This window comes from Sorangium sp. So ce204, from assembly GCF_051526795.1.
Lineage (GTDB): Bacteria > Myxococcota_A > Polyangia > Polyangiales > Polyangiaceae > Sorangium > Sorangium cellulosum_B.
Map to the genome: position 1 here is coordinate 2,936,568 of NZ_CP150317.1, position 23,814 is coordinate 2,960,381.

The 23,814-nt window shown below is 74.8% G+C and carries 20 protein-coding genes; 9 read left to right on the forward strand and 11 right to left on the reverse strand.

From position 1 onward, the window contains the following. Positions 1–12: 12 nt before the first annotated feature. The 5 genes from WMF22_RS11210 to WMF22_RS11230 are packed head-to-tail and all read right to left on the reverse strand — an operon-like array spanning position 13 to position 7,429. Positions 13–1,590 carry an FHA domain-containing protein gene (locus WMF22_RS11210; RefSeq protein ID WP_438035743.1) on the reverse strand — a complete coding sequence of 526 codons (1,578 nt, stop codon included), beginning with the start codon at positions 1,588–1,590 and terminating at the stop codon, positions 13–15. Between the two features lie 41 nt (positions 1,591–1,631). Further along, positions 1,632–2,726, reverse strand: a complete 1,095-nt coding sequence (locus WMF22_RS11215; RefSeq protein ID WP_437299092.1) for a S1 family peptidase — start codon at positions 2,724–2,726, stop codon at positions 1,632–1,634. Between the two features lie 16 nt (positions 2,727–2,742). Further along, on the reverse strand, positions 2,743–4,557 hold the full coding sequence (locus WMF22_RS11220; RefSeq protein ID WP_438035744.1) for a Stp1/IreP family PP2C-type Ser/Thr phosphatase: 1,815 nt from the start codon (positions 4,555–4,557) through the stop codon (positions 2,743–2,745). Next, positions 4,554–6,548, reverse strand: a complete 1,995-nt coding sequence (locus WMF22_RS11225) for an FHA domain-containing protein (protein WP_438035745.1) — start codon at positions 6,546–6,548, stop codon at positions 4,554–4,556. The genes WMF22_RS11220 and WMF22_RS11225 overlap by 4 nt, the downstream gene beginning before the upstream one ends. A 38-nt stretch (positions 6,549–6,586) precedes the next feature. Continuing rightward, the gene (locus WMF22_RS11230; RefSeq protein WP_438035746.1) at positions 6,587–7,429 is read right to left on the reverse strand and encodes a hypothetical protein; all 843 of its coding nucleotides are present in this window, start codon (positions 7,427–7,429) and stop codon (positions 6,587–6,589) included. A 241-nt stretch (positions 7,430–7,670) separates the two neighbouring features. Between WMF22_RS11230 and WMF22_RS11235 the strand changes: the two genes are divergently transcribed. Then, positions 7,671–8,063 carry a hypothetical protein gene (locus WMF22_RS11235; RefSeq protein ID WP_044964534.1) on the forward strand — a complete coding sequence of 131 codons (393 nt, stop codon included), beginning with the start codon at positions 7,671–7,673 and terminating at the stop codon, positions 8,061–8,063. 48 nt (positions 8,064–8,111) lie between these two features. Here the strand turns inward: WMF22_RS11235 and WMF22_RS11240 are convergent, their stop codons facing one another. From WMF22_RS11240 to WMF22_RS11255, 4 genes are all read right to left on the reverse strand, one after another. Further along, positions 8,112–9,227: a tetratricopeptide repeat protein gene (locus WMF22_RS11240; RefSeq protein WP_438035747.1), complete on the reverse strand. Its 1,116-nt coding sequence runs from the start codon at positions 9,225–9,227 to the stop codon at positions 8,112–8,114. Further along, positions 9,224–10,327 (reverse strand): low-specificity L-threonine aldolase, encoded by a 1,104-nt coding sequence (gene ltaE / locus WMF22_RS11245; RefSeq protein WP_437299097.1) that lies wholly within the window; start codon positions 10,325–10,327, stop codon positions 9,224–9,226. The genes WMF22_RS11240 and ltaE overlap by 4 nt, the downstream gene beginning before the upstream one ends. A 97-nt stretch (positions 10,328–10,424) precedes the next feature. Continuing rightward, positions 10,425–11,999 (reverse strand): GMC family oxidoreductase N-terminal domain-containing protein, encoded by a 1,575-nt coding sequence (locus tag WMF22_RS11250; RefSeq protein WP_438035748.1) that lies wholly within the window; start codon positions 11,997–11,999, stop codon positions 10,425–10,427. Further along, a complete protein-coding gene (locus tag WMF22_RS11255; protein WP_438035749.1) occupies positions 11,996–12,517 on the reverse strand; it encodes a hypothetical protein in 522 nt (173 codons plus the stop codon). The genes WMF22_RS11250 and WMF22_RS11255 overlap by 4 nt, the downstream gene beginning before the upstream one ends. 272 nt (positions 12,518–12,789) lie before the next feature. Between WMF22_RS11255 and WMF22_RS11260 the strand changes: the two genes are divergently transcribed. The 8 genes from WMF22_RS11260 to WMF22_RS11295 all read left to right on the forward strand — a co-directional run bounded on the left by WMF22_RS11260 (position 12,790) and on the right by WMF22_RS11295 (position 20,167). Then, complete coding sequence (locus WMF22_RS11260; protein ID WP_438035750.1) at positions 12,790–14,373, forward strand: hypothetical protein; 1,584 nt, start codon at positions 12,790–12,792, stop codon at positions 14,371–14,373. Positions 14,374–14,693: 320 nt separating this feature from the next. Further along, positions 14,694–15,191, forward strand: coding sequence for a Spy/CpxP family protein refolding chaperone (locus WMF22_RS11265; RefSeq protein ID WP_438035751.1), 498 nt, complete (start codon positions 14,694–14,696; stop codon positions 15,189–15,191). 15 nt (positions 15,192–15,206) lie between these two features. Then, a complete protein-coding gene (locus tag WMF22_RS11270) occupies positions 15,207–15,443 on the forward strand; it encodes a hypothetical protein (RefSeq protein ID WP_437299101.1) in 237 nt (78 codons plus the stop codon). A gap of 58 nt (positions 15,444–15,501) precedes the next feature. After that, the gene (locus tag WMF22_RS11275) at positions 15,502–16,188 is read left to right on the forward strand and encodes a response regulator (protein ID WP_437299102.1); all 687 of its coding nucleotides are present in this window, start codon (positions 15,502–15,504) and stop codon (positions 16,186–16,188) included. Next, the gene (locus tag WMF22_RS11280) at positions 16,185–17,639 is read left to right on the forward strand and encodes an ATP-binding protein (protein ID WP_437299103.1); all 1,455 of its coding nucleotides are present in this window, start codon (positions 16,185–16,187) and stop codon (positions 17,637–17,639) included. The genes WMF22_RS11275 and WMF22_RS11280 overlap by 4 nt, the downstream gene beginning before the upstream one ends. A gap of 55 nt (positions 17,640–17,694) precedes the next feature. Next, the gene (locus tag WMF22_RS11285) at positions 17,695–18,069 is read left to right on the forward strand and encodes a response regulator (protein WP_437299104.1); all 375 of its coding nucleotides are present in this window, start codon (positions 17,695–17,697) and stop codon (positions 18,067–18,069) included. Between the two features lie 116 nt (positions 18,070–18,185). After that, entirely contained in the window at positions 18,186–19,325 is a 1,140-nt protein-coding gene (locus tag WMF22_RS11290; protein ID WP_438035752.1) for a hypothetical protein, read from the forward strand. A 389-nt stretch (positions 19,326–19,714) separates the two neighbouring features. After that, entirely contained in the window at positions 19,715–20,167 is a 453-nt protein-coding gene (locus tag WMF22_RS11295) for a hypothetical protein (RefSeq protein WP_438035753.1), read from the forward strand. Between the two features lie 15 nt (positions 20,168–20,182). Here the strand turns inward: WMF22_RS11295 and WMF22_RS11300 are convergent, their stop codons facing one another. Next, a complete protein-coding gene (locus WMF22_RS11300; RefSeq protein ID WP_438035754.1) occupies positions 20,183–21,196 on the reverse strand; it encodes a hypothetical protein in 1,014 nt (337 codons plus the stop codon). Then, positions 21,193–23,811 (reverse strand): Kelch repeat-containing protein, encoded by a 2,619-nt coding sequence (locus WMF22_RS11305; RefSeq protein ID WP_438035755.1) that lies wholly within the window; start codon positions 23,809–23,811, stop codon positions 21,193–21,195. Before WMF22_RS11305 ends, WMF22_RS11300 begins: the two co-directional genes overlap by 4 nt. Positions 23,812–23,814: the final 3 nt, after the last annotated feature.

A 23,814-nucleotide genomic window follows, 5' to 3' on the forward strand; every position in this document is an offset into this window, starting at 1 on the left:
CTCGGCCCGGAGTCAGCGCAGGATGGCGTCGAGCAGGTCGATGCGCATCCCGAACTTGTAGGGGGAGGCCTTTACCACCTCCATCTTCTGGCCAGAGATCGTCTCGTCGTTGCCCTCGAGGTACCCGCCGGCGTTGATGCCGATGACCTTGCCCTGGCCGTTGAAGATGGGGCTCCCGTTCATGCCGCTCGTGCTGCGGGCGTCGTGCTGGATCAGCCAGGCCTCCGCCGCGGGCGCGGGCCGGCCGTTCGCGCCCGTGATCCGGCCGATGTTGGCGGCGAGGAACGTGGCGACGGGGTTCGCGGTGTCCGTGAGCCGCTCCGGGAAGCCGATCAGGTACACGTCGTCGCCGGCGCCGGCCGCGGCGAGCTCTTCCCGCGTCGCGAGCTCGAGCACGGCGGCCGCGCGCCCGGCGATCGTCACGGTGCCGATGTCCGGGGTGAGCTGATCCGCGCTGTCGCGGTACTGCGGGTGCGTCCGCATGCCGGTCACGGCGAAGCTTATCTGGCCCCGGCCTTCGTTCTCGAGCGCCGCGATCGTGCCGCCGCGGCGCTTGGCCGCGGTGATGCAGTGGGCGTTCGTCACGAGGACGGAGGGCCGCACCGCGAACGCCGTGCAGAACCCCTCGCGCCCGGCGGCGAGCATGAAGATCCCCTTCCTGGAGCGGTCGTGGAGGTTGCGCCCGAAGTTGGCGTTCGAGGGGTGGAGCGTCCCGAGGCGGCGCTCGATGTCCTTGCGCCGGGGGTCCTCCGGCGAGAGGCCCGCGAGCTCCTCCCGCAGCTGGCTGATCTCGTCGTGGGAGGAGCGGTTGTAGACGATGAGCGCGGCGAGGCTGGCGAGCGCGAGCACGAGGAGCGCGGCGAGGATGTAGGTCGTGCGGCGCTGGCCTGCCGTCGCGGCGTGCACCTCCTTGTGGAGCATGGCGTTGATCTCGACGGTGCCGCGGGGCTTCGCGCGCCCCGTGGCGGCCGCGACGGCGGAGGAGATCATCATGGCGATCGTCCGCTCGCCGACCCGACGAGCTCCGGCCGGCGGCGCCGCCGGGACGTGCCCAGGGGAGGCGGCAGCGGGCGCGGGGTACGCAGCGGGCGCGGGATACGCAGCAGGCGCGGGGTACGCAGCGGGCGCGGGATACGCAGCAGGCGCGGGGTACGCAGCAGGCGCGGGGTACGCGGCGGGCGCGGGGTATGCAGCGGGCGCGGAGTAGCCCGCGGTAGGCACGGGGTACGCGGCGGGCGCGGGATGGCCCGTCGCTGGCGCAGGGTAAGCCGCGGCAGGAGAGGGGTGATGCGCCACGGCGTGCGCCTGCGGCGGACCCGACGTGCGGCGCTCGACGAGCTCCAGCCGCACCCGCGGGCCCTTGGCGCCGAACGTGATCTCGTCGCCCGACGCGATCGGGTGCCGCTTGATCCGCTGCCCGCCCGCGTAGGTCCCGTTGCGGCTGTCGAGGTCGTAGAGCACCCAGCCAGCCGCCTCGAGGCGCGCCTCGGCGTGGTGGCTGCTCGCGTCGCGATCGTGGTTCGGGTCGAAGACGACGTCGTTGTCCGGCGCTCGGCCGAAGCGCACCGCGCGCCGATCATGGATCTCCACGGAACCGGCGTTGCGCCCGAAGGTATGTACGACGCGTAACATCACGGCGCCGGGACCCCCTGCAGCAGATCGATCCGCATCCCGATGCGGAACGGCGAGCTCTGCGTCACCGTCGCCTTCCGGCCGTCGATCGTGACGTTGTCCTCGTCGTCGATGTGCGCCGCGTGGATGCCGATGACGTGCCCGTACTGGTTGAAGATGGGGCTCCCGCTGTTGCCCCCGCGCGTGACGGCGTCGTGCTGGATCAGGACGGCTCGGTCCGGCGTCGTCGCCTCCTCGTCGATGCCGGTCACGCGCCCGATGCGGCCCTGCAGGAACGTCGCCGAGGGGCTCAGCGGGTCCATCAGGCGGCCGGGGAAGCCGATGACATAGGCGTCGTCGCCCGGCCCGATGGCCCGCAGCTCGGCGTCGTTCGCGAGCTTCACCGTGCGCGTCGCCTTGCCGGAGATCCGGAGCAGGGCGACGTCCGGCGAGCCGGCGCCCGCCTGCCCCGGCTTGTACGCCGGGTGGGCCGACATCGCGACGATGGGGAAGCGGATCTTCCCCATCGAGTCGTTCTGCGTGACGATCGAGGTGCCGCCGCGGGCGCGGCAGTCGCGGACGCAGTGAGCGTTCGTCGCGAGCAGATCGGGCGCGATGGCGAACGCCGAGCAGCAGCCGCCGATGCGGTTGTCCACCTTGTAGCCCATCACGTAGAGCGCCAGCCTGTTCTGCTCGAAGATGGCGCGCCCCGAGAGCACCTGCTCCGGGATCGCGCCCGACGGGCGCGCCGCGGGCGCGATCCCGAGGCCGACCTCGCGCGCCAGCGCGTCGGCCGCCTGGCGCGAGCGGTACGTGACCACGAACGCCACGGCCACGGCGACGAGCGCCGCGGCGACGCCTAGCCCGAGGATCAGGTTGTGGCGCGACACCTTGCGCCTCGCCTCGTCCGCCTTGGCGCGCACGAGCGCGAGCGCCTTCTCCTCGCGCCGCATCGCTTGCACGACGGCATCCTTGACGATGCGCTGCGCGGTCTCGACGTCGACGCGGCCGTCCGCGTCCGGGCGCCCGGGGGGCCGCTCTTCCTGCGGGGCGGCCGGGGTCTGCCGGCCACGCTTGTCGTTGCTGCGCAGCATCGCGGTGGGGGGCGCGCGCACGTGCGCCACGCGTACCCTAACGAAGCAGGTAGTAGCCGGCGATGGTAACGCACGCGACGGCGCTCACGATCATCAAGATCACCAGCCACTGCGGCGCGCCGTCGGTCGGGATCATGATCGGCTCGTCGCCCTGGACGGGCGCGCGGGCGTTGCGCTCGTCCAGCGCGTCGTCGGCCGGCAGGGGCGAGGCGACGTGGTCGTAGTCGTCCCCGTCGTCGTCCATGTCGCTGTCCGCGCCGCTCAGCCACGATTTCGGCGAGGGGGGGCGCTGCGAGATCTTCTTCTCGTCGAGCTCCTTCACCTTGCGCGCCGGCTCGGACGCGGCGGCGTTCTGGGCCAGGAGGTGCTCGGGCAGCGCGTACTTCTGGTAGCGGAGGTCCTCGATGTCCTCGAGCTCCGGCAGGGCGAGCCCGTCGCCGTCGAACTTCGCGACCACCACCGTGATGTTGTCGTGCCCGCCGGCCTGGTTGGCCCGATCCGTCAGCACCTTGCAGGCCTCGATCGGATCGTCGACGCTCCGCAGCACCTCGCGGATCTCCTCGTTCCGCACCATGCCCGAGAGCCCGTCGGAACAGAGCATCAGCGTGTCGCCCCGCTTGAGCTCCACGAAGGTGAGGTCGACCTGCACCGAGTCCGCGGTGCCGAGCGCCTGGAGGATGATGTTGTTGTGCTCGAAGGTCTCGGCCTCCTCCTCGGTGAGCTGGCCCGCCTCGATGAGCTGGTTCACGAGCGACTGGTCGCGCGTCACCTGCACGAGCCGATCGCCGCGGAGGACGTACGCGCGGCTGTCGCCGACCTGGCCGAGGAACAGGTGATCGTCCATCAGCGCGGCGATGGTCGAGGTGGTCCCCATCCCCCGCCGGGTCCGATCGAGCTTCGCCTCGCTGAAGATCCGGAGGCCCGCCGCCTCGATCGCCTGCACCAGCCGCGCCGCGAGCTCGTCGTGGTCCTCCGGGGGACCGGCGGCGCTCATCCGCTGGTAGATGATGTCGACCGCGAGCTGGCTCGCGACCTCGCCGGCCGCGGCGCCGCCCATGCCGTCGCACACGCCGAGCAGGGCGCCCCGCTCGCCGACGACCTGGTAGCGATCCATCTCCATCAGGCCGCGGCTCGCCTTCGTGAGATCCGCGACGATGAAGTTGTCCTCGTTGTGCTCGCGGACCTGGCCCACGTCGGTCCTGCCGAACAGCCGCAGCACGACCTCGGGGCGACGCGGCTCGTCGGGCGGTGTCGCCGCGCCGTCCATGCCGTCGGGGCGCTGCCCGCCCTCGTCCGGCTCGCCACCCCCCGGCGGCGCCTCGCCCGCGAAGCGCCCGGCAGCGCCGCCGAGGGCGGCCTCCGCGGCAGGGGTCTCGTCGAGCGCGCCGTCGTACGACGCGGCCGCGAGGGAGGCGTGCGCCTGAGCGGCGGCCGGCGGCGCATCGGGGGTCACAGCGTCTCCGTGGTCGTCCGATCGTACGGCGCTTCCATCCGCGTCCTCCTCGCGCGACCCGCCAGCGGTGAGCCGCACGCGCGGCGGCGGAGGGAGCTTCCGCCCGACCTTCTCCGGGCTCGATGCGCTGGGCGCCTTCACGGGCTTCACGGCGATGCCAGCCTTCTGCGCGGCGTTCGCGGCCGGACGCGTCTTGAGCGGCGGGGGCTTCCAGTTCACGGGCTTGCCTGCTTCCACAGACCCCGCCTTGCCGGGCTCGAGCGACGCGGCGCCGTGCGGGGAGTCATGAAGCGCCTTGCCGGCGTGGCTGCTCGAGTCGGTTCCTGCGGACGTCGCGCCGGGGAGCCCCTCGACTTCCAGCGCCTCGGTCGGCGTTTCGCGGACGGTCTGGTCGCTCATCGGGGGAGATCCACGCGGAACAGGTGCTGCCCGATGCGCACGAAATCGCGATCGAGGAGGCTGACGTCCTCGCGGATGGCGACGTAGGTCCCGTTCGACGAGTCCAGGTCGCTGAGCGTGAACTCCCCCGTGGCCGGGTTCCTCCGGATGGCGGCGTGGCGTCGCGAGAGGAACGGATCGGCCGTGAATACGATGTCTCCCGTCTCCCGTCCGATCACCGTCTCATCCCGGTAGAGGTGGTACACGTCCCGCGTCACGCCCTCCACCGTCCGCTGGCAGAGTCTCGCCCGGCGGTGGATGGCGGGCGAGCCAAACAGCAACGTTCCATGCTGGATGGCATGGCCGAGGCCTCGCTCGCCGTCGTTCACGGTCTGAAACTGTAACACCTCGAGGCCCAGGAGGAGCAAGTCGCCATCTCGGAGGGGGTGCGTCTTCCGGATGCGGAGGTAGATGCGGTTGACGCTGCCCAGGTCACGGAGAACCCAGGACCCTTCCTGCGGGATGATCCGCGCGTGCCGCGGCGAGACGTACTGGTCGTCCTCGAGGACGATATCCCCCTCGGTCCGGCCGATGTCGATCTGGGGGCCCGCGAGGGGGAAGCTCTTTCCCTCGGTCCCGTCTTCGACGATCACGATGAGCTTGCCCTCGAGCGCTCGGGTCGGCTGGGTGTCAGCCGGAACCCACGCCGGCGGGCGAACCGAGAGGGACGCGCGCAGCGGCGCGAGCGGCCGCTGGGAGGCCGGCGGCGCGCTGCTCGCCTCGGAGATCGGCCCGGCGGGCTCGGCAGTCTGCGGGGGCCGCTGCGGGTCGCGCCGGGCGTCCGGGGCGAGCGCGGGCGCGGGCTGCGGGCGTTCGGAGGCGGCCCTGGAGGGGCGCTCGGAGGCGGGCCGCTCGCCCTCGAGGGGCGCACCGCAATACTTGCAGAACCGCGTGCCCGCCAGGCACTGACCGCGACAGCGCGCGCACTCGACCGGCGGGACGGGAGCCCGCTGCGACGACGCGATGTCGACGACCGGCGAGCCGACGATCTTGTCCGCGTTGCTCCCGCTGGCCGCGGGCGGGGGCAGCCGCGCCGGGGGCAGGGCGACCGGGGGCAGCGGGGGCGGAGCCGGCCTGGCCGGCGCGCCGACCCGTTGATGCGCGTCTCCGGCGCCGGAGCGCTCGTCGCGCGCCGCTGGCGGCGGCGCGGCCTCCGCGGGCGGCGCGTGCCGGGGCGCGGCGGGCGTGACGTCGTGGAGACCTCGCGCGGTCGTCGCGATCTCCTCGTGGGGCGCGGGCGCCATGTACGGCGCGCCAGGGGAGAGCGCGGTGCCTGGCTCGCCGCGCTCTCCCCTGGCGTGCTTCGACACCTGGCTCAGCGGCTGCGGGGCGCCCGCCGGGGCTCCGCCGTCTCTCCTGTTCAGCGCCGCGCCGCACGTCACGCAGAAGCGGTAGCCCGGAGGGTTCTCCCCGTTGCAGTTCGCGCAGGAGAGCCCCAGGAGCGCGTCGGTGATCGAGGGCGTCGCGGGCGGCGCGGGCGCGTCACCCCGCTCGGTGACCCTCGGCCCTTGCAGGGCTGGCACCATCTGGATCGCGCTGTCCAGCGCGCCAGCAGCCGGCGTCGCGGCGCCCTCGCGCGCCGGGCGCGAGGCGCCCTCGGCGCGGCCGTGCGCCGCCGGCATCGCTGGTTCCGTCCTCGCCGAGCTGAGCGGGCTGAAGGAGAACACGGGCGCCTCCGGGCGGAGGCGCCCCGGCGCGCCGCGAGGCGCCGGCGCCCTGGCGGCCGCGCGGGCGTCGTTCGCCGGCGGCGTCTCGGCCTGCGCGGGCGCCGGCAGGGCCGGGAGCGACACCTGCGGCAAGCCGCTCGGCGGCGTCGGCGGGACGACCCGCGCCTCTCGAGCCTTCAGCCGTCGACCGCAATCCTGACAGAACGTCAGATCGCCAGCGTTGTCGCGGCCGCACACGTCGCAGATCACGCTGCCGAGGGGACCGCGGAGCGACGGTCGAGTCAAGTAGCCGGTGCGTTCTCTCGAGCGGACAGGGGGACCGCTCAGCGCCGGCCGACCTCGGTCCGCACCTCGAGGAGGAGCTCGAAGCCGACGAATTGCGCGATGGCGGTGGCCCGCTCGTAGTTGGCCGTGTCCCTCCAGCCAGCGAGCAGCACCGGCCGGTACACGCAGCTGACGCCGAGCACCGCGCGGCGCGAGACCTCCAGCTCGACCCCGACGCCGCCGAAGATGAGCGCGCCGCCCGTCTCGACGCCCCACTCGTTCCCGTAGGCGACGCCGCCGATCCCGGCGGAAAAGTAGGGAGCCGCCCGGTAGCCGATGTCCGGCAGGTACCTCATCTCGGCCCGGAGCTGCTGGAAGATTCCAAGCCGGTAGAGGTTGCTCGAGTCCATCTTGGTGAACTGGTACGCGCCGCCGAAGTACCAGGGGCCCGGCGAGCGGTATCCGCCGCGGATCGCGAGCCCGCCCCCGCTGCCCAGGATGCACGCGTAGAAGGGCCCCGAGCGCGGGCAGACAGCGCCAGGATCGAGGCTCATCTCGGCCACGAGGGCGACGCCGTACTGCACGTACTCGACGTGCAGCGGCGGCGGTCGGGAGGCGAGCTCGACGCGCGGCTTGACGGCAGGCGATGGCTCCTGCTCGGCCGCGGCCTCGTCCCCCGCCGCGTCGAGCCGAGCGCTCCCGGCGGACGTGGCGCGCACGTCCGCGGTCCCATCGTCGGGGCCTTCGCCCGTCCGTCCGCCGGCGGGAGCGCCTGGCGCGGCGCCGAGGAGGGCGCCCTCGGCCTGGGGGTGCGGAGGCGCGGCCCGCGCTGTCAAGGACAGCAGGGCGCCGGCCGCGATGGTCGCGGCCCAGAGCGCGCCGGGCGGAGATCGCAAACGCACGAGTTGTTTGAGATACGCGAGAGATCTGCCGCCGGCAACGCTCCTCCGCCGCGCGGGCGCCGGGGCGCGCCCGCGCCGACCTCCGACGTGGGCGCGCGCGCGGTCGCCTGGGGAAGCTCCGCGCCTCGCCGCGCCCCCGGGAAAAGACGCGACGGAAAGCGGAGGCGAGCGGTCTCTTGAAGCTCGACACCATACGCCGCTTGACGGCAGCTGCGAGGGTCGCCTAAACGAAGCCACCTTCATGGAGATTCACCTCGACAAGCGTGCCGTAAAGCAGATCCGCCTCTCTGCGGCGGATGCCGTTGAGGAAGGCGACACCGAAGCGCTGCGCGAGGACGTCCTCGAGGCGTTCTCGGAGGAGCAGGTCGAAGAGATCGAGCGTCGTCTGGACAGCGGTGATTTTTTTGAGTTCTTGACCGACGTGCTCGACGAGTGGGGGGGCGACGACGTGGACGAGCTCTTCGAGCTCCTCGAGACCCAGCTCGGCGACATCGGCATCGATCTGAAGTACGAGCCGCGCGAGGACGACGACGACCTCGACGAGGCCGACGACGACGATCTCGCCGACGACGAGGACGAGGACGGCGACGACGACGACGCCGAGCTGGAGCCCGAGGACGACGAGGACGACTGAGCGCGGCCGGCCCGCCGCCGCGGCGACGCGCCGCGCGGCGTCCCCGCGTCAGGGGTCCTTCCCGCCGTCGAGCTCGCGGAGGATGTAGTCCGCGCACGGGCGAGGCGCCGCAGGGAGCGACGGACATAGCGCGTGCGCGCAGCGCGCGTAGCGCGAGTCAGGGAGCTCCCGAGCGATCCGGGCTGCGGCGGCGCACGCCTCCTTGCTCCGGCCCTCCTCGCGCCACAGCTTCGCCTCGGCCCAGAGCGCGTCGTCGCGCAGGATGGACGCGGGGTGGTCCGTGTAGAGCTTGCGCAGCTCGCGGCGCGCGGCCGCGCGATCGCCGAGCGCGTCGCGGTAGAGGCGCGCGATCTCGAGCTGCGCGTCGTCGAACTTCCCGCGGTCGTAGCTGCCGGTGACGGCCGGCTCGCGCGCGGAGAGCATCTCCCTCAGGTAGCCGATGGCCTCCTCGGGGCGCCCGAGGGACGCGGCGAGCTCCGCCGCGTGGAACAGGGCGTCGTCCGTCAAGCTGCCGACGGGGTACGGGTGCGCGCGCGCGGCGGCGACGAGCGCGCGCAGCGCGGCCTCGCGATCGCCGCTCCGCTCCAGGAGGAGCGCGGTGTGGTAGGCGACGTCCTGATCGAGCTCCGTCCCGCGGAGCGCGGGGCCGTGCTGCCGCAGCCACGCGAGCGCGCCCGCCGCGCCGGCGCGGTCTTCTTCGCGCTGGATGAGCCGCTTCAGCGCGTTGCGCGCGAGCCCGTGCGACGGGCGGCGCAGCGTCGCCGCCAGCAGCATCGCGTAGCCCGCGTCCGCGTCGCCGTGCTCGATCGCGAGATCGGCGAGCTCGAACTCCGCGCGCTCCGAGCGCGGCCCGCGCGGCGAGTCGGCGAGCAGCCGCTCGTACGACGCGCGCGCCTCGCCCCACGACTCCGCGCGCTCGAACGAGCGCGCCTGCATGAGGCGCGCCTCGTCGCGGTCCTTCACGCGCAGCGCCCGCGACGCGGCGTCGTCGAACGAGCGGGCCGCCTCGCGGTAGCGCCCCGCGTGGTAGGCGCGCTCGCCGGCGCTCATCGCGGCGAGGTAGGCGTCGCCGCGCGCCGGCGCGCACGCGGGGCCGAGTAGCGCGGCGATCGCGATCGCGACGGCGAGCGCCGGCGCGGGGGAGTTCGTGGGGCGGCGGCTCATGCGCGCGCGCCCTCGGCGCCGCGATCGCGCGGCAGCGCCAGCACCTCGGCGAGCGCCTCGGCGAGGGCGCTCGCCGCGGGCGCGACCTGCTCCGGCGCGAGATCGAGGTGGGTCACGGCGCGGACGGCGCTCCGGCCCGTCGCCCCCACGAGCACGCCGCGCCGCCTGGCGGCCTCGACGAGCCGCTCCGCCGGGATGCCGGGCGTCTCGATGTAGAGAATGTTCGTCTCGGGCTCCTCGATCGTCGCGGGCGGCGCGCCCGTCGCGGACGGCGCCGCCGCGCGGAGGGCCGCCGCGCGCATCGCCCGCGCGATGGCGCGCGCGGCCTCGTGGTCCTCGGCGATGCGGCCCTGGTGGTGCGCGAGCGCGTACAGGGCGGCGGCCGCGAGCACGCCGGCCTGCCGCATGCCGCCGCCGAGCATCTTCCGGAAGCGCAGCGCGGCGCGGACCACGTCGGCGCTGCCGCACAGCGCGGAGCCGACGGGCGCGCCGAGGCCCTTCGAGAAGCAGACGCTCACCGTGTCGAACGGCGCGGCGAGCTCGGCGGGCGTTCGACCGGTGGCGACCGCCGCGTTCCAGAGGCGCGCCCCGTCGAGGTGCAGCGCGAGCCCGTGCGCGCGCGCGACCGACGCGATGGCGAGCACGTCCTCCTGCGGAAAGACCCGGCCGCCCGCGCGGTTGTGGGTGTTCTCGATCGCGACGAGGCGCGTGCGCGGGAGGTAGTACTGCGGCGGCTTGATCGCGTCCTCGACGTCGGCCGCCTTGAACAGGCCGCCGCGCCCGGCGAAGACGAACTGCACGCCGCTCCAGGCGGGCGCGGCGCCGCTCTCGTAGAACGCGCAGTGCGCGCCCTCGCCCGCGATCACCTCGTCGCCGCGCTGCGTGTGGCAGAGGAGCGCGATCTGGTTGCCCATCGTCCCGCTCGGCACGAAGAGCGCCGCCTCCTTGCCCGTGAGCTCCGCGACGCGCTCCTCGAGCGCCCGCACGGTAGGGTCCTCCCGGTACACGTCGTCGCCGACCTCGGCCGCGGCCATGGCGGCGCGCATGGCCGCGGTCGGTCGGGTGACAGTGTCGGAGCGGAGATCGATCGTCGCTTGCATCCTGGAACCTCGGCTGTCGGCGTCGGCCGACGTTGTAGCACCGCGTGGCGCCGCGCCCGCTACGTGGCGCCGCGCCCGCTACGCGGCGCCGCGCCCGCTACCCGGGGCTCGCCGCCGCGAGCCGCGGGAACCGCTCGGCCATCCGCCACGCGATGCGCGTCGCCATCGCCATGATCGGCACCTGCGAGTTCACGCCGATGCTCGTGGGGAGGATCGAGCCGTCGGCGACGAAGAGCCCCGGCAGCGCGAAGCACTCGCCGCTCTGATCGACGATCCCGCGCCGCGGATCGTTCGCCACCCGCGCGCTCCCGAGCGGGTGGAACGCCATGCACTCGATGCGGCGCGCGTCGATGGACGCGCGCTCGGCCGCGCGCGCGGCGTCCATCGACGTGACCGGCGGCGCGCCGAGCAGCGCGGTGTAGACCTCGCGCGCGCCGGCGGCGAGCGCCATCTCGCTGAGGATCGTGATGGACCGGCGGAGCCGCGCGAGGTCGCGCGGCGCCATCGCGTACGAGACGAGCGGCTCCCGCCCGGGGCCGGGGCGGACGCGGCCGCCGCCCTCGTCGTGGATCATGGCGCCGAAGACGGCGCAGCGCGACAGCGCGGCGGCCCGTCGCCGCAGCGCGGGCCCGACGCCGGGGAGGCCCGCCGCGAGCACGTTCACCGCCGAGTAGACGCCGACGAGCTTGATCCCCTCGGCGTCGAAGTGGTCGGAGTAGACGCTCTGGAGCGCGCCGTCCCAGCCGTTCAGCGCGTCGTCGAACCGGGCGACCACGCGCATGGCAGGGTGCAGCGTCACGCCGTCGCCGAGCCCGGAGCTCGCCCCGAACGCGCCCGTCGTGCGGAGGAGCAGCGGCGTGTGCAGCGTGCCGCACGCGGCGACGACCGCCTTCGCGCGCACCCGGAACCGGCGCGGCGGGGCCCCCGGCTCGCCGCCGAGCAGCCTCCCCTCGACGCCGGCGGCGCGCCCGCGCTTCACGGCGATCCGCTCGACCAGCGCGTCGGCGATCACGCGCGCGCCGTGCGCGGTCGCCGACGGCAGGTAGGCGACGTCGACCGAGCGCTTCGCCCCGGCGGGGCAGGTGAAGTTGCACCGGCCGTTGCCCTCGCACGCGTCGCCGGTGTTGCGGCGGAGCGGGCGCATCGGGATGCCGAGCCGGCTCGCCCCCTCGACGAGCCGCGCCGTCGAGGCGGAGCGCAGCGCCTCGGGGACCTCGCGGACCTCTAGCCGATGCTCGACGCTGTCGTACGCCGCCTCGAGGGCGCGCTCCGACAGCTCGTCGAGGCCGAGGTCGCGGGTCCACCGCGCGTGGACGCTGCCCGGGATGCGGAAGCACACCCCGCCGGTCACCACCGACGATCCGCCGACGGCGCGCCCCAGAGTGAGCGAGATCATCGGCGTCTGGCCCACGCCGAACGCCGTGAACAGGCCGGCCTCGCGGAACAGCCGCCGCACCGACTCGCTGGGCTTCCAGCGCTTGTAGTCGTCAGGGCGAACGTAGGGGCCCTCCTCCAGCACGATCACGCGCCGCCCCGCCTCGGCGAGCAGCGCGGCGACGACCGCGCCGCCGGCGCCGGAGCCGACCACGACGACGTCACACGGCTCGTCGAACCCCGCAGGCAGGTCGCGCCCGCTGACGATCGGCTCGCTCGACGCGATGCCGCCGTTCACGCGCCGCCCCCGGCCCCGAGCCCGGGCAGCCGGCGCCGCGCCGCGGTGCTCTCGCGGTCGAAGCCCGTCAGCGCGAGCTCCGCGCCCTCCTCGAAGGCGGCGATGCACATCGGCACCTTGAAGGCGAGGAGCAGCATCGCGAGGAGCCCGGAGCGGCTCGACTCGAGCGCCTCCAGGTACGCGAGCCGCCGGACGAGCGAGAGCCGGCTCATCCGGCCGAAGGCGCCGATCACGAAGGGCGGCAGCAGCTCGAGGCAGGCCGCCAGCAGCGCGAAGCTGCGCCGGGTCTCGGGGCTGCCCTGCCCGAGCGCGAGATCCAGCGCCGCGACCGCGCGCTCGCACACCTCGGCGCCCGGCGGGGCGAGCTCCCCGCGCTCGTCCTCGTCGCAGAGCATCGCCTCGGCGGCGGCCCACGCGACGCGTCGCGCCCACGGCGAGAGCCCGCGCCCGGCGCGCTCCCACCGCTCGAGCCCTCGCGCGGCGCGCCCGGGCGCGCTCCCTCCCCCGTCCTCGTGCATGGCCGCGAGAGCCTAGCCCGGATCGGCGCCGCGCCGAGGTCGAAGGCGGCGCGCGACGGGGTCGGGTGATCCCGGGCGCTTGGCGCGGCCACGCGGAAGGGCTGTTCGCGTGCCATTGCAGAACGACATCCCGACGGTCCGCTGAAGGCGCGCGCCGTGCCGCGTCGAGCGCGGCGCGCGGATCGCTCTTCGCGGTCGCGTGTGGGCTGGCTGTCCGCCGCGGATCCGGTTCTGGTATTTGAGCAGTGCGGCCGGGGGAGCACGGAGGAACGATGGCGGAGCGATCGCTGCAGCACCGGGATCCCGATAGCAAGGACGACGAGACGCTGAGGAGAGAGGCGCGCGTGCACCTCGCGAGCGAGCCGGCGCTGCAGCTCGTGGCCGAGCTGATCGCGCGGCTGCGCGAGCTCGATCTGCCGTGGTGGACGCCGGTCAAGCTGCGCGAGCAGTTCGGCGCGGTCGAGCGGATGGGCTGGTTCCGCGAGCGCAGCGACGTGCGCCAGCAGATCACGACGTCCCTCACCGGCCTCTCGCCCAAGGCCGCCCGCCGCAAGACGCCCGACTTCCAGGGCGCGCTCATCGACTCCGTCATCGACGAGGGCGACATCACCCCGCGCGCGTTCGAGGACGCGTTCGACCCGCGCGATCTCGCGGTGTACGGCCCGGCCGGCGGCTACTGGCAGTTCTTCCGGGACTCGATGCCGTGGGATCAGGACACGCCGCAGCTCCAGGAGATCGTCGCCTGGCTGCTCAAGGCGCTGCTCGCGGATCGCAGCCCGTTCGAGGGCATCGGCAGGACGCCGATCCTGACGCCGTGGGACGTGCGCACGGCGATCGACGGTCGGCTGTGGCAGACCCGCATCCCGCTCGAGATCCGCGTCGCCATCGACAACGCGCGGCTCAAGCAGGAGCGCGAGCGCCCGGGCGTGCCGTTCCACGCCGACGGTGAGCTCGCGATCGCCGGGCCGGACGTCATCGCCGCGAACATCCCGCCGCGCGACATCCTCCCCGTTGTGCAGCTCGCGCAGAAGGCGATGCGCTTCGACGGGCCGCGGGCCGCCACGCCGAAGGCGGCGGCGCCCGTGGAGCTGTCGTCCGGCCGCGGCGGGGCTGCCGCTCCGCCGGCCGGGGCGGGCGCGCCTGCATCGGCGCCGGGGGTCTCCGCTCCGGTGGCGAAGCCGGCGGCGTCGGCGTCCGGCGGGCCCGTGTCGGCGCCGGCGGCGTCCGCGCCTGTGTCGTCCGGCGGCGGGCCCGCGTCGGCGCCTGCTTCCGGCTCGTCCGGCGGCGCGCCCGACGCGGCCCAGGCCGGCAAGGCGGCCGCGAGCGCCGCGCCCTCCGGGGCGGCCGGCTCGCCGCCGGGGGGCCTCGCGGCGTCGGTGAGCAGCCCGCCGGCCGGCTCCCCCGCGGGGCCGAAGGCCGCCGGCAGCATCACGCCGCCGAGCGCGATCGCCGCGAGGCCGCTCGCAGCGGCGGGCGCCGCGGCGGCGGTCTCACCGCTGGGGGGGGAGCCGTCGCGCAACAGGCTCCCGAGCGACCCTGGCACCTCGTCGGCGCGCGCATCGACGCCGCCCCCTCCGGCGGTGCGCCCGTCGACGCCGCCCGCGCCCCCGGCGGTGCGCGCGTCGACGCCGCCCGCGCCCCCGGCGGCGGTGCGCGCGTCGACGCCGCCTGCGCCGAGCGCCTCGCCGGACGGGGCCAAGGTCGAGTCGCTCGACGACCTCGAAGAGGAGGAGGACGACGCCGACGGAGACAGCGGTGTGCCCGAGAGCGAGCGCACGAACCCGTGGGCGACCTCGGGCGACGGGAAACCGAAGGACGATCTCGACGACATCGGCGACGTCGAGTCGGTGAAGTAGCGCCACCGGAGCGCGGAGCGCCGTCCGCGAGCGGGTGGCGCGCCGCTCCGTCACGGCGCCGCGCCGCGCTGCCCGCGGCGGTCTTCATGTTTCTTCACACGCGCTCCTGAACATCCTTCACACGCGATGCGCAGCTTCGAGGTGTCCCGGAGCCGCGCGTCTGCGGCTCCGGTCGTTGCTGCCCGGGGCGGCGCCCGCGTTCGGACGAACCGAAGCCGCGCGTACGCGCCCCGTGCACGGATCGACGGCGGAGACGCTCACGGAGGGTACGCATCATGCTGGGATTCGTGGTTGGAACGGCCTGTCTGATAGGCCTCGTCATGACGTTGAAGCGCGGCTCTAGGTACGACTGCGGGGCGCCCTGGGGCGCTGGGCCGCGCTTCTTCGGGCGGCGCGGGTTCGGGGGGCACGGCTTCCGCCGTCGCTTCTTCCTGTCCTTCCTCTTCGATCGGCTCGGCACCACGCCGACGCAGGAGAAGGTCATCGTCGCGGCCATCGACGAGCTCCGCTCCGCCGCAGAGGCGCAGCGGAGCGAGATCCGCAGCACGCGCGCGGACGTCGCCGCGGCGATGCGGAGCCCGAGCTTCGACGAGACGCGCCTCGGCGAGCTCTTCGCGCGCCACGACACGGCCATCGAGTCGCTGCGCAGGGCCTCGGTCGGCGCGCTCGGGAAGGTCCACGCCGTGCTCGAGGACCGCCAGCGCGAGCAGCTCGCCGATCTCATCGAGATCGGGCCGGCCGCGTTCCGCGACATGGGGTCCGGCAGGGCCGGGTGGCGCGGCGACGATCCCTACAGGACCCACGGCCGGTGGGCGTGAAGGAGGGATGAGACCATGATGCGACGCCAGATCACCATCGCGCTGCTCGCGCTCGGCACCGTCGCCGGTTACGCCTCCGGCTTCTCCTCGCTGCGCTGCCGGGCGGAGGCCCGCCGCGACGCCTTCCAGCGCCACGTCGCGTCCATCTGCGTGGACGCCGCGCGGGAGGCCGAGCGCTCCTGGCCGCGGGGCGCCGCGCGCGCGGTCCACGCGCCCGCGGCGGCCGACGCCGACACCGGCGCGGGCCCCTGAGCTATACAAGGGGTGAGCGGCGGCCGGTCGCCGCCGCTCCTGCCCCCCGGGTCCTTCCATGGCGCTGCGGCTCCTGCTCATCGACGACGACACCCGGCTCCACGCCTTGCTCGCGAGCTACCTCGAGCAGAACGGGTTCGCGGTGACCGTCGCGTGCGACGGCGCGCGCGGCCTTCTGGCGCTCGCCGCGGGCACCTTCGACGCCGTCCTGCTCGACGTGATGATGCCGGGCATGGACGGCATCGAGGTCGTCCGCCGCATCCGGCAGAAGAGCTCGATGCCGATCCTCATGCTCACCGCCCGCGGCGACGAGGCCGATCGCGTGGTCGGCCTCGAGATCGGCGCCGACGACTACATCGCGAAGCCCTTCAGCCCGCGCGAGCTGCTCGCGCGCCTCCGCGCGGTGCTCCGGCGGGCCACGCCCGACGCCGCCGGCGAGCGGATCGTGGCCGGCGACATCGCCATCGACGTGCCCGGCCGCGTCGTCACCGTGTCGGGCAAGCCCGCCGATCTCACCGGCATCGAGTTCGACATCCTCGTCGCCCTCGCGCGGCGCGCCGGCCGCGTCGTCGCCCGGGAGGCGCTCCTCGAGGAGGCCGGCCGCGGCGACGTCAACGTCGGCGGGCGGACGGTCGACGTGCACATCTCGCACCTGCGGCAGAAGCTGTCCGACGACCCGAGGTCGCCGAGGCTCATCAAGACGGTGCGCGGCGTCGGCTACGTGCTCGCCAAGGACCGCGTGTGAGGAGGAGGTACCGGTCCTGGCTCTACGAGAACGGGCGCAAGGTCTCGATCGGCCGCTTCGTGAGCGCGCGGCTGCACCGCCGGATCTTCATGTGGTTCGGCGCGACCATCCTGATCACCGCGCTCGCCGCGGTCGCCACGATCGGGGCCATCGATCGCGTCGGCAACTCCGGCTGGCGGCGCGAGCACGCCCGCGCCCAGTCGTTCGTGGCCCACGGGTTCGAGCGGGTATGGGCCGATCCCGCGGCCCGCGACACCCTCGCCCGCGCGTTCGCCGAGGATCTCGAGATCGATCTGGAGCTCGTCGACGCGACCGGGCGGCGGCTCGCCAGGTACGGCCAGCCCTGCCGGGCGCAGACCCTGGTCGCCCCGGTCCGCGACGAAGGGGGGCCGCTCGGCACCGTGCTCCTCTGCCCTGCGCGCGGCCGCTCCGGCGGCTCGCTCCGGTTCGCCCTGCCGCTGCTCGCCGTGGCCATCGTCATGTGGGGGGCCTCGGGCCTCATCGCGCGCCGCCTCGCCCGCCCGCTCGTCGATCTGGCCCACGTCGCGCACGAGATCGGCGCCGGCAAGCTGTCGAGCCGCGTCCGGCTCGACTGCCACGGGCAGCAGGGCGAGGTCGGCGTCGTCGCCGAGGCGGTCAACGACATGGCCGCGCGCATCGAGCGCCAGATCGCCGACCAGAGAGAGCTCCTCGCCGCCGTGTCGCACGAGCTCCGCACGCCGCTCGCCCGCATCCGCCTGCTGACGGAGATGGCCCGCGAGGGCGGCGGGCCGAGCGCCTGCGTGCTCGACGACCTCGACCGCGAGGTCATGGAGATCGACGCGCTCGTCGGCGACCTCCTGGCCAGCTCGCGCCTCGATTTCGCGGCCCTCACCGTGACCCGCCTCGACCCGGCCGAGGCCGGGATCCGCGCCCTGGAGCGCGCAGGGCTGGACCCGACGCTGCTGGAGGTCGTCGAGGGGACGCCGGCGCTCCAGGCGGACGCGACGCTGCTGGCGCGCGCCCTCGCCAACTTGCTGGAGAACGCGCGCGCGCACGCTGGCGGGGCCGAGCGGCTGCGGGTCCGTCCCGGCGGCCAGCGCGGCGTCGTCTTCGAGGTCGAGGATCGCGGGCCCGGGTTCGCGGACGGGGAGGAGACGCGCATCTTCGAGCCGTTCTTCCGGCGCGAGCGGGCGCAGGGCGGCGAGAGCGGGGCCGAGCGCGGCTCGCTCGGCCTGGGCCTGGCGCTGTGCAAGCGCATCGCCGAGGCGCACGGGGGCCGCGCGTTCGCCGAGCGCCGCGAGGGCGGCGGGGCGCGCGTCGGCATCGAACTCGCGCTGCATCCGCCAACCAGCGCCGCGCGCCCACAGGGACGCGACGGGGAAGCAACCCGAGTAGACAGAGCAACCAGAGCAGACAGAGCAACCAGACCAGACAGAGCAGACGGAGATGCCCGCCCTCGCCGCGCGTAGCGTTCCCGCTTGACCGCGCGATGGGGCGGGTGCGACGCTCCCCGTGCTCGCGACCATGCGAATCCTCCTCTGCGAAGATCAGGACGCGATCCGGCGCATGATCGAGGCGCTGGTCGGAGCGAGTGGTCACGAGGTGATCGGCGTGGGCACCGGCCGCGAGGCGGTCGAGCGCGCCCTGACCGAGCCCTTCGACGTGCTGCTGCTCGACCTGATGCTGCCCGGGAGCATGGATGGCTTCGAGGTCTGCGAGCGCCTCCGCGCGCACCCGGGCACCTCCAGCCTGCCGATCATCGTGATCAGCGCCCTCGACGATCACGAGGCGCGCGCCCGCGCCTTGAAGCTCGGCGCGACCGCCTACTACGCCAAGCCGTTCCGGCCCCTCGAGCTCCTGGAGCACATCGGCGGGCTCAAGACCGCGCGGCGGGCCTGAACGCGGGGCCCCGCCCCGGCGGGTGCCGTCCGTCCGGCTCAACGCAACGGAGCGCTGGAAGATGGCGCCCGATTTGGCTACACCCGGCCGTCATGCACACTCGGTGGCGCTGGGTCATGGCTTCGACGCTCGCGGCGGTCGCCCTCTCGGGGCTCGCGGGCTGCGAGGGGGAAAAGAGCAAGGCGCAGGTCGCCGCCGACGCCGGCGCGCTCGACGCCGGCCCGGCGTTGCCCGTCGTCGGCGGCAAGCTGGGCGCGGAGCTCGCGGAGGCGGCGTCGGGCAGCACCGAGAAGAAGGGGCCAGCGGCGGGCTCTGCGGCGGACGGGCCGCCGCAGAGCGGCGTGTTCTCGGCGTCCGAAGCGGCCGCCGCGCTGCCGAAGGACGTGCCCTACAAGATCGAGGTCATCGGCGACGGCAGCGAGCCGCGGGCCAGGCTCGCCCCGAAGATCGACCCGAAATCCGAGCAGAAGCTCGACATCACGCTCGGGCTGCGCATGGGCGGGCCGCAGGGGCTGCCGAACCTGGAGCTCGGCGTGAGCTTCAAGGCGGAGAAGCCGGCGGACGCACCCAAGGAGGGCGCGGCCGCGCGCGTGGCGTCGACGGCGAGCGCGGCTCCGACGAGGGTGATCGCGAAGATCACGTCGGCGACGCTCGCCTCGATGTCGATCGGCGGCCCGCCGAAGCAGCTCGCGGACGCGCTCGCGAAGCTGAAGGGGAGCGCGCTGCGGTACGAGCTCTCGCCGGCGAACGTGGTCGGCAACGTCCACTTCGAGCTCTCCAAGGACGCCGATCCCGGGCTCCAGCCGCTGATCGGCGCGCTCGGGGAGGCGATCACGCTCCTCACGCCGCCGCTGCCGGACAAGCCCGTCGGCGCGGGCGCCTACTGGATGGTCACCGATCGCGTGGTGGCGTCGGGCGCGCAGCTGCCGGTGCTGCGGTACCGGGTCTTCAAGATCGAGAAGGTGGAGGGAGGCGTCGTCTCGTTCAGCGTGGACACGCGCCAGTACGCGGAAGGGGCCGACCTCAAGCTGCCGAGCCCGAACGGGGAGGTCACGATGACCATCGACCGGCTCGACTCCTCGGGCAAGGGCACGCTCACCTGGTCGCCGTCGAGCTTCGCGCCCGGCGTGGCCGACGCCTCGCAGCGGCTCCAGGCATTGCTGGTGCCGCCCGGCGCCACCGGCCAGCAGGCCGCTCAGCGCAGCGTGGCCCAGGTGGAGCTCACCGCGAAGTTCGCGTCGCCGGCAGCGCAGTAGCGCCGGTCCGCGGGCGGGCGCGGCAGCGCTCGCCAGGGTCACGCTCTGCCGCCCGGGGCACACGGAGCGCCTCTCGCGCATCGGGCGGTGTGAGCGCATCGCCCTTCTGGCTGTGCACTTCCGTGCGAGCGTTCGCGCCCGCATCTCCCGCCCCGCGGCCCTGCTGCCTTCCAGGACGCAGGCGTGCGTCCCGGTCGCTGCCCGCGAGCCATGGAATCCATGGCAGCCACGGCCAACCCTGGAGCGGCGCCGCGGTGCCGGGGGGGTTGGCTAATCCCGTGCATGAGCGCCCGTGCGGGGAGGCGTGACGGCTGTCCGACCCGGCTGCCAGAGGCGGGCGAGCAGACCGAGCCACGTGCAGACGCATGACGTACGGGTGCGAGCGGAACATGCGCGGATGCAGCCTCGAGGCGTACATCGAGGAGCCGGGCCTCACGGAAGGGCAGCGCCGGCGGCTGCGGCTGTTCCAGACGGTGGAGGAGGCCGTGAGCCGTCGCGTGGAGCGGCTGTGCACGTCCAGCGAGATCGAGGTGACGGACGCGGCGATCCTCGTCGTGTCCCCGGCGGCGCGCCGGGCGTTTTTCCGGATCGACGCGCGGGGCAGCGCGGAGGCGCCGGGCGCGAGCGTCCTCGTCGACCACCGCGCGCGGCTCCACGAGTTCCTGCACGCCGTGCTGCCGCCCGTGGACGAGGTGCCGTTCGATCCGTACGTCGACCTGCTCGCGCCGTCTCCGCCCCAGTGCGTCCGCGTGCTCATCGTGGACGAGGACTCGCTCACGGTCCTGAATTACGGCGCGTTCGTGGTGGTGAACCTCGACCGCAGGGAGATGCCGAAGGCCTAGCTCCCGCGCCGGAGGTCAGAAGCGCACGGTGAGGCGGAACGGCTCGAGGGCGGCGCGCGGCGGGGGCTGCTTTCGCGGGGCGCCGGCGGGATCGCGATCGAAGGCCATCACGAGCACGCCGACGCCCGCCGCCAGGAGGCCGGCGCCGGCGACGATGTCGCCCGCGAGCGCCTGGGCGCGCGCGGCGTCGGCCGCGTCGCCGTCCCGCGTCGGTGCGTCCGACGCGCTCGCGACCCCGAGCAGCCCGATGGCCGCGCCGGCCGCCACGGTGGTCAGGCCGCCGGCGAGCAGCACGATCGGCACCACGCGGCTCGGCGCAGCGTCGGGCGCGGAGCTCGGCGGGGCGCCGCGCAGGACCGGTCTGGCCGGCGCGACGCTCGCTGGAGCGCTCGTCGAGGACACCCTCGGCTCGGCGGGCGCCGCCGGCGCGGCGACCTCGCGCTCGAGGCTCAGCACGACGACGGCGCGGCTCCCCGGCGCCGCCGCGACGCTCCGCTCGGCCTCGCGGTAGCCCGGCGCGCTCGCGGTCACCGTGTGATCCCCCGGGTTGACCGGGCGCGGGCGATCGAGCGCCGCCGCGGGCACCACGACGCCGTCGATCTTCACCTCGAGGCCGACGGCGTCGCCCGGGGAGAGCCGCAGCTCGAGCGCCGCGACCTTGTGCTCGAGCTCCTGGATCGCCTGCCGCGCGAGCTTCTCGTACCCTTTTGTCGCAGGCGCGGACGGCTCGACAAGGAACGCGCGGAAGCTCTCGAGCGCCTCGACGAGCTGCCCCGTCTGCTGCTGGGCCACCCCGAGGCTGTAGAGGGTGATCGGCGCGCGCTTGATCGCGAGCGAGCGCTCGTACCGCTCCCGCGCCTGCTCCCAGCGGCCCTGCCTGGCGAGCTCGGAGGCCTCGATGAAGATCTCGCGCGCGACGGCGACGTCGGCCGCGCTCTGGGCCGCGGCGGGCGCGGGCGCGGCGAGCATCGCGGCCGCGACGAGGAGCGCCAGGACGCCCGAGGGCGCGCGCGTCCGCCGCGGCGTCACGGCCTGAACCGCTCCCCGTCCGGCACCAGCGAGAACCCCTCGAGCCCGGACCACAAGATGAGCTCGGTCCCCGTCCACACGCCCACGCCGTAGGTGTGCTGCTTGCCCGCGGCCGACATGTTCGCTCCCCACGCCATCGTCATCGGATCGTAGAGCTTCCCGTCTCGCCTGAGCGTCACGCCGCTCCGCCCGCCGGCGACGAGGGCGTGCGCGCCGGTCCACCCGGTCCAGCCGGTGCGCCGCTCGACGCGGCTGCGCTCCGACGGGGCCCCCTTGTCGTCGATCCCGCGCCACGCGTCGGCCGCCGGATCGTAGATCGCGCCGCTCTTGCGGGCGACGCCCTCCTGGTCCTGCCCGCCCCAGACGAGGAGCCGATCGCCCATCCAGACCGCGAACGCCTCGGTCCTCGGGCTCGGCGCGCCGGCGCTGGGCAGCGACCGCCAGACGTCGGTGGTGGGGTTGTAGGCGTACCCCTCGTTCGTGGTCGCCTCGCCGGCCTCCCCGCCGAACAGGTAGAGCTCCGTGCCCGACCAGGCCCACGCGACGCCCTCGCGCGCCGGGGCTGCGCCGGCGCTGGAGGCCGGCGTCCATGCGTCGGTGACCGGGTTGTAGAGCCCGCCGCCGGCGACCGGGGCGCCGCCCGCGGAGCCGCCCCAGATCAGGAGGCGCGTGCCGGTCCACACGCCGATCGGCATCCGCCGCGCCACGGGGGCGTTGGTGGTGCTCATCGCGCCCCAGGTCCGCGCCGCCGGGTCGTACACGCCGCCGGTGGACAGGCCGAGGGGGCTCGCGAACGCGCCGCCGCCCCAGACGAGCACCCGGGAGCCCGTCCACGCCGCGGCCGCGAGCACGCGCGGCGAGGGGGCGCCCTCGTTGCCCAGCGTCGACCACGTGTCGCGCGCCGGATCGTAGAGCGCCCCGTCGCTCACGTCCGCGGCCGACGTGCGGCCGCCCCACAGGAAGAGCGCGTTCCCGATCCAGGTCGCCGCGGCCATCTGCCGCGGCGCGGGCGCGCCGCTCTTCGTCATCGGGACCCACGCGGGCGTGCACGCGCCGCTGCGGCACTCGCGCCCGCTCAGGCAGGCGTTCCCGCACGCGCCGCAGTGCTCGGCCGAGCCCAGGCTGACGCACTTGCCCTCGCAGGCCACGAGGCCGCCTCCGCAGGGCGGGATGCAGGCGCCGCCGGAGCAGATCTCGCCCCCGCTGCAGTCCGCGCTCGTGCAGCACTGGCGGCACGCGACGAGGCTGCAGCACTGCTCTCCGTCGGCGCAGCCCGTGCTCTTGCACCTCGCGCCGCCGTCCTCGCACACGTCGGCGGTGCAGCCGTCGCCGTCCGAGCAGTCCTCGTTCGAGCAGCAGGCGCGGCACGCCGCGCCGCAGTCGCGCGGCGTGAGCGCGCCGCACGCGCACGCGCCGGACACGCACACGGCGCCCGGCTTGCAGGCGGTGCTGCACGCGCCGCAGTGCTGCGGATCCCTGGTGAGATCGGACTCGCAGCCCGGGGCGACCGGGTCGCAGTCCGCGAAGCCCTCGTCGCACACCAGCTCGCCTCGGTCGCAGCGCTGGTGCGGCCCCGCGGCGACCCCGCACGCGCCGCAGTGGAACGGGCTGACCTGCGTGTCGACGCACGAGGCGTCGCACGCGACGAGGCCGGCGGCGCAGCCGGCCGCGCACGCCGCGCCGTCGCAGTAGGCCGCCTCCGGCGCGCACCGCACGTCGCACGCGCCGCAGGTCGTCGGATCGATGGCGATCGCCTCACAGCCGGGCGCGCCGTCGCAGTCGAGGCGCCCGCTCGCGCAGGCGCAGCCGCCGGGGCCACCGCAGATCATGCCGCTCGCGCAGGCGTCCCCGCAGGCCCGGCAGTCCGCCTCTGTCCCGAGCGTGGCCTCGCAGCCGTCGTCGGGCGAGCCGTTGCAGTCAGCGTACCCCGGCGCGCACCCGCACACGCCGGCCCCGCACTCCATGTTCGGCCCGCAGGTGACGCCGCAGGCGCCGCAGTTCGCGGGATCCGAGGAGCCGTCGATCTCGCACCCCGTGTCGTGGAGGTTGTCGCAGTCGAGGAGCGACGGCGCGCACGCGCACTGCCCCCCGTCGCAGATCGCGCCCGCGGGGCAACGGAGCGAGCAACCGCCGCAGCGCTCGGGATCGCTCTTGAGATCGACCTCGCAGCCGTTGGTGACGACGTTCCCGTCGCAGTTGTCGAAGCCGAAGACGCACTCGGACGAGCAGTGGCCGCCCACGCAGAGGGTGTGCGGGCACGGCACGCCGCACGCGCCGCAGTGCGACGGATCGTTCAGCACGTTGGTGCACGACCCGCCGCAGCACGACTCCCCGTCACCGCACGCGTTGCCGCAGGCGCCGCAGTGCTCCCGGTCCGTGTCCAGCGCGACGCACGTCCCGCCGCAGCAGGCGCCGTCCGGGCAGTCGGGCGCGCAGCCGCCGCCCGTCGAGGTCGCGCCCTGGCCGCCCTCGGGAGGTTTGTCCGAGAGGGCGCTCTCCGCGAGCAGCGAGCAGGCGCCGGTGAGCACGGCCAGCGCGAGCAGCAGCGGCCAGCGCGCGCCGGTCGTGGGCCTTCGGTGTCGCGCCTCGCGCGCGGGGCTTTCCTGGGGATACATCGC

What these genes read in the sequence shown, in the direction of transcription:
- WMF22_RS11240 (WP_438035747.1), bottom strand. Translation starts at nt 9,227, where the DNA reads ATGAGCCGCCGCCCCACGAACTCCCCCGCGCCGGCGCTCGCCGTCGCG.
- WMF22_RS11275 (WP_437299102.1), top strand. Translation starts at nt 15,502, where the DNA reads ATGGCGCTGCGGCTCCTGCTCATCGACGACGACACCCGGCTCCACGCC.
- WMF22_RS11270 (WP_437299101.1), top strand. Translation starts at nt 15,207, where the DNA reads ATGATGCGACGCCAGATCACCATCGCGCTGCTCGCGCTCGGCACCGTC.
- WMF22_RS11260 (WP_438035750.1), top strand. Translation starts at nt 12,790, where the DNA reads ATGGCGGAGCGATCGCTGCAGCACCGGGATCCCGATAGCAAGGACGAC.
- WMF22_RS11265 (WP_438035751.1), top strand. Translation starts at nt 14,694, where the DNA reads ATGACGTTGAAGCGCGGCTCTAGGTACGACTGCGGGGCGCCCTGGGGC.
- WMF22_RS11220 (WP_438035744.1), bottom strand. Translation starts at nt 4,557, where the DNA reads ATGAGCGACCAGACCGTCCGCGAAACGCCGACCGAGGCGCTGGAAGTC.
- ltaE (WP_437299097.1), bottom strand. Translation starts at nt 10,327, where the DNA reads ATGCAAGCGACGATCGATCTCCGCTCCGACACTGTCACCCGACCGACC.
- WMF22_RS11295 (WP_438035753.1), top strand. Translation starts at nt 19,715, where the DNA reads ATGCGCGGATGCAGCCTCGAGGCGTACATCGAGGAGCCGGGCCTCACG.
- WMF22_RS11285 (WP_437299104.1), top strand. Translation starts at nt 17,695, where the DNA reads ATGCGAATCCTCCTCTGCGAAGATCAGGACGCGATCCGGCGCATGATC.
- WMF22_RS11235 (WP_044964534.1), top strand. Translation starts at nt 7,671, where the DNA reads ATGGAGATTCACCTCGACAAGCGTGCCGTAAAGCAGATCCGCCTCTCT.
- WMF22_RS11255 (WP_438035749.1), bottom strand. Translation starts at nt 12,517, where the DNA reads ATGCACGAGGACGGGGGAGGGAGCGCGCCCGGGCGCGCCGCGCGAGGG.
- WMF22_RS11290 (WP_438035752.1), top strand. Translation starts at nt 18,186, where the DNA reads ATGGCTTCGACGCTCGCGGCGGTCGCCCTCTCGGGGCTCGCGGGCTGC.
- WMF22_RS11305 (WP_438035755.1), bottom strand. Translation starts at nt 23,811, where the DNA reads ATGTATCCCCAGGAAAGCCCCGCGCGCGAGGCGCGACACCGAAGGCCC.